Origin of the sequence: Sphingomonas mollis, from assembly GCF_016427505.1 — a bacterium.
Taxonomy (GTDB): Bacteria; Pseudomonadota; Alphaproteobacteria; order Sphingomonadales; family Sphingomonadaceae; genus Sphingomonas; species Sphingomonas mollis.
Genome location: NZ_JAELXS010000024.1, coordinates 1 through 12,232, shown reverse-complemented (window position 1 = coordinate 12,232; position 12,232 = coordinate 1). Strand labels below are relative to the sequence as shown.

Below are 12,232 nucleotides of genomic sequence, written 5' to 3'. Positions count from 1 at the left end.
AGGTCAGGAACAAGCTGCTGTCCGCGTACAAGGACATCATGAGCATGCCGGTCTGATCCGATGAGCACCGCCCTCACCGACAGGATGGTTCATGCCAGGCGCTTCGCTCGCGGTTAACCAAATGATAACCAGACTCACTTAATCTTCACTCGCCGTTTTCGGGGGGCCGGAGACAACGCATGATGGGTAAAGGCTCGATTGAACGTGAGATCATCGCTACCAAGCGGCTGATTGACCAGCTTGATCGCGAATGGGCGCGACAGGCATTGCAGCGCTACCTAGCAGATCTGGAAGCGCAATTAGCACGACACATTCAGCCACCGTCAGCTATAAACATCTAATCAGATCAAAATACTAGTTACGCGCATTTTGCAACATATCCTTGACCATTATTGCAGGCGCGGCCTTTCCAAACAGATAGCCCTGTCCATATTCACAGCCACAGTCGCGAAGATACTGCGCTTGCACCGATGTTTCGACGCCTTCGGCGACGACTTCCATACCCAGGCGACGGCCGAGTCCGACTACGGCATCGACAATAGCGGCATCGCCAGCGTCACCGTCGAGGTTGCTGACAAAGCTGCGGTCGATTTTGATGACGTCGACCGGAAATGTCTTAAGATGAGTAAGTGAAGCAAAACCGGTTCCAAAGTCATCGAGCGCGATCTTGATCCCCGCCTGACTAAACGCCTCTAAGGCGTGAGCGACAGTTTCGGCATCGCGCCCCAGGAACACCGTCTCGGTGACTTCCAGTTCCAGTCGCGAAGTTGGAACACCGCTTTTATGCAGTCGATCGAGAATGCGGGGTACCAGCGCATCTTGGCGGAATTCGGCTGGGGAAAGATTGACAGCGATCCGCCCGAAGTCGACGCCCTCATCCAGCCAGCGCCGCATATCTTCCACGATTTGCGTCAGCATGCGTTCGCTCATGGCAATGGCGAGGTCCAGATCCTCAAACGCCGCAGCGATCGTTCCGGGAAGTTGAAGGCCCAACTGCGGACTATGCCAACGAAGAAGCGCCTCGAACCCGAAGATTCTGTTGCTGCCCAGCACGACCTTGGGTTGGTAGTAAGGAATGATCCGATCTTCGCGGGCCGCATCGCGGGCGATGCTGATCATGGATGAGCGCCGCTGAAGATCGGCCCGCATCTCTGGTTTGAACGTCAGTAGCCCGCCCCGATGCCGCGCTTTTGCCGCATAAAGTGCAATATCGGCTGACTTGAGCAATTCCGCCGCAGTCGTGCCGTGAATTGGAAAGACGGACCCACCCGCAGTCGATTGACAATCAAGGATCCGCCCGTCGTGCGTGAACGCCTCCCGCAAGGCTTCGAGCGCGGCCTGTACTTGCGCACTCATATCGAGATCATCCGACGCCTCAAAGATCCCGGCAAACTCGTCGCCGCCCAACCTTGCCAACGTGCACCGCTCGCCAAATGCCAGTCGCAATCGGTCAGCTGCGGTTTGTAGCAGCCGGTCGCCTGCATCGTGGCCGATGGTGTCGTTTGTCTCTTTCAGATGATCGACATCGAACAATGCCAATGCCACATTGGTCTCGCTGTACGTCGCCCTTGCGATCGCCTGCTCAAGCTTCTCTCCGAAGGCAGCCCTGTTTGGCAATCCGGTCATTGCGTCATGGCTGGCGGTCCAGCGGATACGCTCCTCGACCGTGCGTTCCTCGGTCACGTCCCGGATCGTGACCAGAACCCGGCCCAGTTTACCTGAGGGCGCTTCAATTCGCCAACCGCCGGTTTTCATCCAGCGCTCTTCGCCAGTATCGGATCGTCGTATCCTGACCATGGTCTCGAAGCGGTGCCCACTGTCACCGGCCTCAACCGCGCTGATCAACGCCTGAAGGTTGTGCCGGTCGTCCGGCACAACGCAGGCTAGTGCCGTAGCCACCGCTGACGCTGCGTCCGCAGGAAGTCCAAGCATCGCCTTAAATTCGTCCGACCACTCACGTCGGTCGTCCAGTGCATTATAGTCCCAGATGCCGATCCCAGCGGCCTGCGCCGCCAATCGGAACCGCTCTTCGCTATCGCGTAAAGCATGCTCGGTCAGTTTACGGTCATTGATATCTTCAAGCGTTCCGTACCAACGGACCACGTCACCCTGTTCGTCCAGCCGGGCCGAGGCGCGGGCTCGTACCCAACGATGTCCGCCATCGTGCGTTGATAGCCGATATTCGATATCGACCGGCACCTTGGTCTTAACCGACGCCATCCACGCTGCAGTAGCGTTGGCGACGTCATCGGGATGAAGCTTCTCGATCCATTGCTCTCCCAGCGCGGTGCATAAGTCGGCACCCGTAATTTCAGCCCAGCGTGGATTGACGCGTTCAATCATCCCGTCAGGCGTTGCTGTCCAATTTATCTGTGGACTAAGCTCGATAACGTACCGCGCATCTTCCTCGGTCTCGCTAAAGCTGACTGTGGCCAGCCGGTCCGAGGTGACATCACGGACCACCATGACCGACGATGTAACCCGCCCTATTCCGTCACGCGCAAATGAGGAGTGGGTTACGCACCAGACCACCACATTCGCCGGGGTCAAATATCGTATCTCTGCCTCAAATGACGAGCCCGTCGCCAGGTTTGCACGGTATAATTCGGCGAACCGGAGACCATCGACCGGATGCATGAGATGGACGTCACAGGTCCCTAAAACTTCGCTGTGAGGGCGTCCAACAAGGTTGATAAATACCGCATTGGCTTCCGTGATTTTACCGTGTCGGTCCCGGGTGACGACCCCGACACCTGCTAAACGAAGTGCCGCTGACAGGGCATCCTGCGACGTTGCATGTCGGCTTGACGATGCAGCCGGTTGAGTAATCGTTGCGATGTGCTCATTCAACAGCCCGTCATAGTGACGCTCGTCTGGACATGCTTCGTCGTCCCAACTTCGATCGCGGCTTTGATCCCCCACCCGTTCCAATCAATCGCCTTCCCGACAACCACTTCCCGTTAATCGTAGGATCGACGACGGCAGCTAACAAACGGTAACGAAACCACTTTGAGCTGATTGCCTTGGACAGGCAGCCAGAAACATAGGCGATTGAAATAATAGGTGCCGTTTCCGCTTAAGATGATTAGGGTCAGGACCCATTGATGTGAGTGCCGCGATCTGATTCAGGCTCCGCAAGGAGACCCCGGATGAGCGACCTGTATTGGCTGACGGACGAGCAGATGTCGCGGCTTCAGCCGTACTTTCCCAAGAGCCACGGCAAGCCGCGGGTTGATGATCGGCGGGTGTTGAGCGGCATCGTTTTCGTCAACCGTAACGGGCTGCGCTGGTGCGATGCGCCGAAGGACTACGGCCCGCACAAGACGATGTACAATCGGTGGAAGCGCTGGGGAGAGAAGGGCATCTTCCTCCAGATGATGGAAGGGTTGGCTGCTACAAGCCCCGATCCGAAGACCGTCATGATCGACGCGACCTACCTCAAGGCGCACCGCACGGCATCGAGCCTGCGGGTTAAAAAGGGGGTCTCGGCCGCCTGATTGGCCGCACCAAAGGCGGGATGAACACCAAATTGCACGCCGTCAGCGATGCCGACGGCCGCCCGCTCAGCTTCTTCATGACCGCGGGCCAGGTCAGCGATTATACCGGCGCGGCCGCCCTGCTGGACGAGATGCCAAAGGCGCAGTGGCTGCTCGGCGACCGCGGCTATGATGCCGACTGGTTCCGGGACGCTTTGCAGGCCAAAGGCATCCAGCCCTGCATCCCAGGTCGGCGGTCCCGCAACGAGCCTGTCAGGTACGACAAGCGACAATACAGACGCCGCAGCCGCATCGAGATCATGTTCGGCCGCCTCAAGGACTGGCGACGCGTCGCCACCCGCTACGACCGGTGCCCTACCGTCTTCCTATCCGCCGTCGCTCTCGCCGCCACGATAATCTTCTGGCTGTGATCAACGAGTCCTGAGCCTAATGATCTGTGCCAACACTGATTTGCTGGTCCGCGTTCAGGCGCACGCATTCCTCGATCGCAGCCCCGTCAGCGCCATACGAAGATCGCCGTGATCGCCAAGAGGATGACGGCGATCGCGATCGTTCCAGCGGCGCGGTTCTGGAATTTTTGGCGCGAACGACCCATCGCTTCGCTGGACCTGAGAGCGTCGATTTCGCAAGCGTTCTTATAGTACGCAACGTTCTCGGCCTCGGTGAAGGTATGCCACACCATCTGCACAGCGGCGCCGCTGCCTTAACGCTTTCTCCGCACAGCGAGCATTGCTTTTCAGCTTGAGCGCAAGAAATCTGCATGATCTCCTCCACCAGGACCCGTGATAGGCAACCGATCGAGATATAGAAAGCCACGCATCCGAACGTCAATCAAGCATAGGTAAATAGCCCCCCGTATTATTAGCAGACAATATCAACGGCCCTACAAGGGATCATCACGTGGCTGGGCATAATCGATCCTTTACCTTACCATTCCTATTAAATGTTAAGTATGTTTCAACTCGCTTAAACCGAAGCAATCTATAAGAGCATTCGTTCGTGGGAGAATTGCCGTTTCACCTGCCGCCTACCCTGCCTATAGATGTGGAGGGCAAATGGGATGGAATATAGCCGGTATTGATTCAGACAGAGCAATGGGCAATCATGAAAGCCGATCGAACAAGGCATAAATAGATGAATGCCAACCCGCTGGTTACCCGGTTGCAACAGTTTTGCCCGTTGGACGCGGGAGACCTTCAAGACTTGAACGCACTAAGCCTGGATAGGCGGCACATCGCTCATGGAACTAACATCGTCCATGGCGGATCGGCAGCCAATCATATCCATCTCATCCTGTCCGGGTGGGCTGCACGCTATAAAGTGCTGACGGACGGCACTCGACAGATCACCGCCCTGCTGTTGCCCGGCGACCTCTGCGGCGTTCGTTGTGCCATGCTGAGCCAGATGGACCAGGGGATCATGGCCCTGACGCCGATGCACGTCGCCTATATCAAGCCGCAGGCACTATATCGCTTGGAGAGTACGTCAGCCGGGATTCGCCACGCGATGAATTGGTGCTCCCTGGTCGAGGATGCCACCTCGCGCGCCTGGATTATCAATCTTGGTTGCCGCCAGGCGCTACCAAGGACAGCCAATCTGTTCAGCGAGCTGAGCGAACGGACCATGATGTCGGTCCCGGACAGCCTGGCCGACAGTTTCCTTCCTCTCACACAGCTGGAGTTGGCTGATACGCTTGGATTAACACCGGTCCACGTGAACCGCGTGCTTCGCGAGCTGCAACAACGAGGAATGGTCGCGCTTCGCCGCGGCGGGGTGATGATGACCGATCTATCAGCCCTGCGGCAGCTCGGCAGCTTCGACGGTGCTTATCTCCGCCCGAAAACCATAGCGATCGGCGAACAGACTGCGGCTTGACCTCAGCTCCGCCCCTGCAAGCAGCGAGGACGTCTTGAATGGAAAAGGGTCGCTGACTGGCGATCAGCAACCCGAGCAGCAACCCGAGCAGCAATTTCGCCTGATAAAGGGATGAAAGCAGACGTAAGCTGCTAGTTACGAACGACGATGATCGCCTGCGGTTCCTGCGCTCCCGCAGGCTGATGCATTCTTATCCGTGACGCGATACCAACGCCCCTCTATCTATCTAAATTGACCGGAATACGATGCCCTCCGACGCCTATCGCGACATCGCCTCCCTGCCGCCCGCCCTACGCTTTCTTGCCGGAGGCGGCGAGGCAACGAAACTGATTCTGGAACGCGACTGGAGCGACCATCCGCTCGGGCCGCCGGAAGCTTGGCCGGATATTCTGAAGACCACGCTTAGCACCGTCTTCAACTCACCTGAGTCGATGATCCTGGCTTGGGGCGATCAGGCACAGACGTTCTTCTTCAATGAAACATATTTTCCACTACTTGGTCCGCGTCTCGGCTGGGCGATGGGCGCACCCTTCCAAGTCGTCTGGGCCGACGCCTGGCAGCAAGCCAAGCCGATCGTTGAGGATGCCTTTGCCGGTCGAAGCAGGCACTTCATCGACCTGCCGTGGAAACTTGATACCGATCGCGGGAAGGCAGACACGTGGTTCAGCTTCTCCTACTCGCGCGTTCTAAGCCCCGCAGGCGACGTCGCGGGTCTGTTCATCTTCACCAATGAGACAACCGAACGCGTCCTCGCTGACGCCGCGCTGCGAGAGAGCCAGGAGCAGCTCCGGCTCGTAAACGCCACGCTGGAGGCCCAGGTCGCCGAGCGGACCGCCGATCGCAACCGGCTATGGCAAATGTCGACCGATCTAATGCTGATCGCCGCGTTCGACGGCACGATCGAAGCGGTGAACCCAGCTTGGATGCTGACCCTCGGCTGGACCGAGCAGGCGTTGATTGGAAAACCGCTTTTCTCCCTGATCCATCCCGACGACCTCTCCCACACGATAGACGGTGCGGACGAGATTGCAGCGGGGCAAAATTTTGCTCGGTTCGAGAACCGCTATCGTCATGCCGATAGCAGCTATCGCGATATTGCCTGGACAGCCGGCCCAGGCGACGGGAAGATCATCGCTGTCGGTCGAGACGTCACCGAAGAGAAGATCGCCGCCGAGGCGCTCGCTGCCGCCGAAGACCAGCTGCGTCAGGCGCAGAAGATGGAGGCAGTTGGTCAACTCACCGGTGGACTAGCGCATGATTTCAACAACCTGCTCACTGGCATGATGGGAAACCTGGAGCTGCTTCAACTGCGTATCGCGCGCGGACGGCTCGATGATGCCGAGCGGTTCGTCATTGCCGCGCAGGCTGCCGGTCGCCGCGCTGCGGCACTGACACAACGCTTGCTCGCCTTCTCACGCCGCCAAACACTCGATCCCCGCGCCACTGACATCAACTGTTTGATTTTCGGGATGGAGGATCTGCTACGGCGAACGGTCGGCCCGACGACCGATATTGACGTGATCAGTGGAGCCGGGCTGTGGGTCGCGATGATCGATGCGACACAGTTCGAAAGCGCGATACTCAATTTGTGCATCAACGCGCGTGATGCCATGCCTCATGGCGGGCGCATTACGATCGAGACCGCCAACAAATGGCTCGACGACCGTGCCGCGCGCGAACGTGACCTTGCGCCCGGCCAGTATCTATCGATCTGCGTCACCGACACCGGTACAGGCATGACCCCAGAAACGATCTCGCGTGCCTTCGAACCATTCTTCACCACCAAGCCAATCGGTCAGGGCACCGGCCTGGGTCTCTCGATGATTTATGGCTTCGCGCGTCAATCCAATGGGCAGGTGCAAATCCATTCCGAGCTTGGTCATGGCACGACGATTTGTCTCTACCTGCCCCGGTACGCGGGCGATGCGCTGATGCCTGAAGAGGAAGAAGCGATCGCCACTGCAGAGGCGGCCAGTGGCGAGACGATCCTCGTGGTCGACGACGAGGCGACGATCCGCCATCTGATTGACGAGGTACTCGAAGAACAAGGCTATACCGTGATCGGCGCCGGCGACGGTGCAGCAGCGCTGAAGGTGATGCAATCGGGCGCTCGGATCGATCTGCTAATCACCGATGTCGGACTTCCCGGTGGGATGAACGGCCGCCAGGTTGCCGACGCGGCGCGTATGCTGCAGCCAGGGCTGAGGATATTGTTCATCACCGGCTATGCGGAAAACGCCGCAGTCGGTAATGGCAATCTCGAACCGGGGATGGAACTGCTGACTAAGCCGTTCACGATGTTCGGGCTTACCGCGAAAGTGGCGGAGATGATGAAGTACGTGGGGGGGTGATCGATCCGGCGCCCCTTCCAACCTTTTCTTTTCCGCCAAAGCGATGGGTCTAGGCGCGGCATGACCCAGATGCGGTCATTCGCAGCACCTAAGTCTCTGCCAACCTTCTGCCGCTCGTTCACGCCGTCGACGACCGGAGTTCAGTAGTGGGATTCGATTGTCATCAGCCCTTCGGCAAAGCGTATGCGAGGGTATAATCGCCGTATCGCGTGCCCAGCGCGCCATGGCCACCGGCCGTAATCACGACATATTGTCGACCATCGCGCCCACGATAGGTCATTGGCGTTGCTTGCGCGCCGGCGGGCAGCCGCGCCTTCCACACCACCTTGCCGGTGTTGAGGTCGAAAGCACGCAAATACTGGTCGGTCGTCGCGCCGATGAAGGCGAGGCCGCCCGCAGTGATGATCGAGCCGCCCAGATTGGGCACGCCCGTCTTGACGGGCACACCCAGATGCGATCCGAACAGCCCGGTATCACGCGCCGTCCCTAGCACCTTCTTCCAAAGCACCTTGCGCGTGCCGAGGTCGACGGCGGTCAGATGTCCCCAAGGCGGCGCGACGCACGGCGCGCCGAAGATGCCGACCCATGCCTTCACGACCGCAACATAGGGCGTGTTGTACTGGGTCTGGAGCTGCGCCTGCATGGCGTTCTCGCCGCCCTGCTCCTGTTTCATCAACGACGCGACGCGCGGATCGTCGCGGCGCATCAGCCACAGTTTAAACGGCATCTCCATCGTATTGACCGTCATCACCCCGCGCACTGGATCAACGGCCGCGCCGCCCCAGTCGGTGACGCCGTCGAAAGCGGGATGGCCGATGATCGGCTTCAACCCCATCGGCTGATAGATGCCGGTGCCCTGCGCCCGGCGAATATCGATGCGACAGAACAGCTGATCGATCGGCGTCGCGCCCCAGGTGGCGACCTCGGTCGGAGCTGGCGGAGTGAAGCTGGGCATCCCGGTTGAGAAAGGCTGGGTCGGCGATACACGCACGCCCGGGGTCGCGCCGTCGGTGCTCACCGGCTGTTCGGTGATCGCGGCGATCGGTGCGCCGGTCAGGCGGTTCAGAAAGAACACCTGTCCCATCTTCGTCGTCTGGATCAGAGCGGGTATGAGCTGTCCGTTCGGCGAACGGTAGTCGAACAGCGATGGACCAATCGGCAGGTCCATGTCCCACATGTCGCGATGAACGAGCTGCCGCGTCCAGCGCAGCTTTCCGGTCGCGACATCAAGCGCAACGATTGACGAGCCGAAGCGGTCGTCGAACGGCCGGCGATAGCCGATCCAATAGTCGGGCGAGGCGTTGCCGGTTCCAAGATAGACGATGCCGTTGGTGGCGTCAGCAGTGATCGCCCCCCAGACATTGGGCGTGCCGCGGGTATAGGTCTGCCCCTCCGGGAGCGGTGTAATCGCGTCCTGCGAGCGACCGACGTCCCAAGCCCAGACCGGCCCGCCCGACACCGGATCATAGGCACGCACCACGCCAGAGGGGATGTCGCGGTTGACGTTGTCGATGATCCGCTCGCCGATGATCAGCCGATTATTGACGACGACGGGCGGTGTCGTGCCAATTTGATCGGACGGTTTGGAGGTGCCCATATTGGTACGCAGGTTGATCGCGCCGCCGTTGGCGAAGCTCGGGCATGGCTGCCCGGTATCGGCGTCGAGCGCCACGAGCCGAGCGTTGAAGGTCGGCGCGAAGATGCGGCGCGGGCATGGCGTACCTGCCGGTGCTTCAAAATAGGTGACGCCGCGGCAGACCAGATAGTTGTTGCCGGCGATCGGCGCGTCCTCGTGCCAGCTCCACTTCGTCTTGCCGGAGGTCGCATCGATTGCCTGGACGAAGGAATGCGGCGTGCAGGTGTAGAGTGTGTCGCCGATATGGATCGGCGTCGCCTCCGAGTGATATTCGCGCTTGTGCTCCTGCGTCTCGGCGACCATCGGCAGGTCGCCGGTGCGCTGCGTCCAAGCCAGCTCCAGCCGACCGACGTTCTGCGGCGTGATGTCGGCCAGCGCCGAATAGCGGCGCCCCGACAGCGTGCCGCCGTAATCGCGCCAGTCACTATCAGCCTCGCCGATCGGCGCCGGCGCGATCGAGGTTACGGCAGGCGCGTCCTGCGCCTGCACGCCGTCGCCGTGCAGTACCAGCCCTGCGACGCCGACTATGGCCAGCACAGCCGCAATCGCGGCCGCAGGCACCGCATGCGAATGCGATCGCCAGGACCGCGAACGCCACCCGGTCAGCAGCACGAGGATCAGAAGGACGGTCGGCGCGACCACGCGCGGCACCAGCTGAAGCCCGTCGAGGCCAACCTCCCACAATGCCCAGATGACCGTTCCAACCCAGGTCGCGACAAACAGCCATCGGCCTTGCCGCGGCGCACGACCAAGCAGCGCGCCAGTGGCCACCATCGCGACTCCAGCGATCAGATAATAAGGCGATCCGGCCAGCGAGATGAGAACGGCTCCAGCTACCCCGAAGAAGCCGCCAAGAATGGCCACGCACCACGCGATCGCGAGCCTGTAGAGCTGAGCCATGCCCGATCCCTTCCGACCTGTTTGGCCATTCAACGCGTCGGTCAGACGGAAGTCTCATGCGGCAGGCTCAGCGCGGTGCCATGCCGATCTCGTTTGGCTGCCCTGAGCGTTCGAGCAGGTTGGCGACGTTGGCGCAGCCGTTCTGTTCGACGGGGTAAGCTTTTTTGCGGACAAAGCGGCGGGAGCACCGGACCCAATCCCGGCCATTCATGCCCTTCCCGCGCCATCCAACTCCAGACACTCTCTGTGGATGGCTCCCGCGTTGCCAGTGTAATTCGACGATCTGACGTAGGGTCGGGCTCAGCTCTCTGTTCGGCCTGTTGGTGCAGCCGTTGAAGAACTGCTGGCCCTGATGGAGTCCGCGAGCTGGGTCCCATCTCATTCAACAGGCTATCATGCTTTGAGCGTCCGTTGGGTTGTCCCTGCTCCCGGTCTGACCGGTTCTCCATCACATCGCATCGCTCTCGCAACCTCTTAAAGCTGGTCTCCTTTTGTTTTGGTCGTTCCAGCTAAATCATCAGGCCGCCAGCCTAGGCTGGTGCGCGGCCCGGTATGTTTCGCCTCGCGCCATAATCGCCCACAGCGGATCGGTATTTTCCTTCAGAAAAAATGTTATCCGCTCCGTTGCCATTCTAATGGATATCTGGAGCCGCCGTCGGCGACCTAAGGAAATGACGGGCCGCCGGATATCCATTTCGGCCCTAATTAAAAGAAAACCGAATAGCGCTTAGCTGAGCATGCTTGTCGATGCGCCGACATGCATCCTGACGAGGCTTCAAAGGTTCGGGGCGCATCAAACCCGAGCCCCCCGGACGATGCGGAAACGCAGATCGGCTATCGTATTAAGAGCCGCCAGCTATCAAACTGGCGACTTCCCGATCATTTGAGAAAAACGACAAACCCTCAGGCGAAAGCTGCAGTCGTATTCCTACGGCGGTAACGAGCCGTTGCCCCGATCATCCCGAACCCGATGAGCATCATTGCCCATGTCGCAGGCTCGGGAACCGCCGCGAGCACCGTTGTTGCAGTGATGGTCGTATTGGCCATGGTTTCGAAACCATACCCCTTTAGAACATTGTTCGTTGTATAGACAAAGCCGTAAAAGTCATTTGCGCCGACTGTCGATCGAATGCCAAGGTAATTATCTCCATTGGAGAAATTCACCGAAGTCGGGCTTAAAAATGATGTGTAATTTCCGAAAACGCCGGGACCAAACTGGACGGTGCCACGGTTTACAAAGAAAGACGATGGCGCTCCAAAGACCGATGAAATTGCGCCGCCAGTGTCGTTCGAAACCACAAGTGGAGCCGAGAAACTGTCGACCGCCGACAGTGTGAACGCCACACCCTGGACGGAAAAAGTAAACGGCGAATTCAAAAGATTTGCGTTGACCTCAGTCAATACTGGTGCTGCAGAGACAGGCACTGCTACAAACACGACCGCAAGTGCGATTGCCGAAACCATAGCTTTCATAGACTAACTCCCCGGAGGGCTAGCCGCTCCGAGCGACTGCCGACGAAGATACGGTTAATATCGGGTAATGGTTTCTGACATTTCTTTCGGGAAGGTGCATCATTATGGGACGGCCTCGTCCCCCACGCGCTTCATTGGATCGATAGGCCATTCATCGCCGCGCAGGCCATCTCCAATCACCTTCCTGAAGCAGGCATCGCCATTCTCTCGCCCATACCGGTTGGTCCGGGCAGCCACGGGACAGATAAGCAGGGTGGGCCTGACCGGACCACGGCTTCCCGGGCCTGACCCCTGCTCGGCTCCGGAAGCAGGCCGCACCGCTGGTAGTAGCGGATCTTCCCGACGCCAACGCCACCCGCGCGTGCCAGGCCGCCAATCGTCGGGTCGCCCATCTCTTGTCCCCGTACTCAGGTACGGACCTATATGAACGTATGGCCCGCCCCGTTTGCAAGCTGGATGTTGAGGTGATCTGATCAGTCTGCGTCAACGTATGCGGTCTC

The 12,232-nt window shown here is 59.4% G+C and carries 8 protein-coding genes and 1 pseudogene; 5 read left to right on the top strand and 4 right to left on the bottom strand.

Annotated elements, in window-relative coordinates; genetic code table 11:
• Together JAO74_RS19340 and JAO74_RS18605 are read left to right on the top strand one after the other, a co-directional pair.
• The coding region (locus tag JAO74_RS19340; RefSeq protein WP_199041876.1) for a flagellar hook-basal body complex protein FliE at positions 1–56 on the top strand (56 nt) is incomplete at its 5' end.
• 123 nt (positions 57–179) lie between these two features.
• A complete protein-coding gene (locus tag JAO74_RS18605) occupies positions 180–341 on the top strand; it encodes a hypothetical protein (RefSeq protein WP_199041874.1) in 162 nt (53 codons plus the stop codon).
• 13 nt (positions 342–354) lie between these two features.
• Here the strand turns inward: JAO74_RS18605 and JAO74_RS18600 are convergent, their stop codons facing one another.
• Positions 355–2,922, bottom strand: a complete 2,568-nt coding sequence (locus tag JAO74_RS18600) for a sensor domain-containing protein (protein WP_332908863.1) — start codon at positions 2,920–2,922, stop codon at positions 355–357.
• A 227-nt stretch (positions 2,923–3,149) separates the two neighbouring features.
• Here JAO74_RS18600 and JAO74_RS18595 point away from each other — a divergent pair.
• Positions 3,150–3,907, top strand: a protein-coding gene (locus tag JAO74_RS18595) for an IS5 family transposase (protein WP_199041870.1) whose coding sequence is annotated in 2 segments (ribosomal slippage) — positions 3,150–3,474 and positions 3,474–3,907 — 759 coding nt in all. Because the reading frame shifts where the segments join, the coding sequence is not laid out codon by codon here.
• An 86-nt stretch (positions 3,908–3,993) separates the two neighbouring features.
• On the opposite strand, the gene JAO74_RS18590 is transcribed toward JAO74_RS18595, so the two are convergent.
• Positions 3,994–4,179, bottom strand: coding sequence for a hypothetical protein (locus tag JAO74_RS18590; RefSeq protein WP_233151254.1), 186 nt, complete (start codon positions 4,177–4,179; stop codon positions 3,994–3,996).
• A gap of 452 nt (positions 4,180–4,631) precedes the next feature.
• Between JAO74_RS18590 and JAO74_RS18585 the strand changes: the two genes are divergently transcribed.
• Positions 4,632–5,372 (top strand): Crp/Fnr family transcriptional regulator, encoded by a 741-nt coding sequence (locus JAO74_RS18585; RefSeq protein WP_199041864.1) that lies wholly within the window; start codon positions 4,632–4,634, stop codon positions 5,370–5,372.
• A gap of 245 nt (positions 5,373–5,617) precedes the next feature.
• Entirely contained in the window at positions 5,618–7,723 is a 2,106-nt protein-coding gene (locus tag JAO74_RS18580) for an ATP-binding protein (protein WP_199041861.1), read from the top strand.
• Between the two features lie 163 nt (positions 7,724–7,886).
• Here JAO74_RS18580 and JAO74_RS18575 read toward each other — a convergent pair whose 3' ends face one another.
• Positions 7,887–10,259 (bottom strand): membrane-bound PQQ-dependent dehydrogenase, glucose/quinate/shikimate family, encoded by a 2,373-nt coding sequence (locus JAO74_RS18575; protein WP_199041859.1) that lies wholly within the window; start codon positions 10,257–10,259, stop codon positions 7,887–7,889.
• Between the two features lie 903 nt (positions 10,260–11,162).
• Positions 11,163–11,273, bottom strand: a pseudogene (locus JAO74_RS19335) (PEPxxWA-CTERM sorting domain-containing protein); the annotation flags it as partial.
• Between the last annotated feature and the right edge of the window lie 959 nt (positions 11,274–12,232).

What these genes read in the sequence shown, in the direction of transcription:
- JAO74_RS18605 (WP_199041874.1), top strand. Translation starts at nt 180, where the DNA reads ATGATGGGTAAAGGCTCGATTGAACGTGAGATCATCGCTACCAAGCGG.
- JAO74_RS18590 (WP_233151254.1), bottom strand. Translation starts at nt 4,179, where the DNA reads ATGGTGTGGCATACCTTCACCGAGGCCGAGAACGTTGCGTACTATAAG.
- JAO74_RS18585 (WP_199041864.1), top strand. Translation starts at nt 4,632, where the DNA reads ATGAATGCCAACCCGCTGGTTACCCGGTTGCAACAGTTTTGCCCGTTG.
- JAO74_RS18580 (WP_199041861.1), top strand. Translation starts at nt 5,618, where the DNA reads ATGCCCTCCGACGCCTATCGCGACATCGCCTCCCTGCCGCCCGCCCTA.
- JAO74_RS18575 (WP_199041859.1), bottom strand. Translation starts at nt 10,259, where the DNA reads ATGGCTCAGCTCTACAGGCTCGCGATCGCGTGGTGCGTGGCCATTCTT.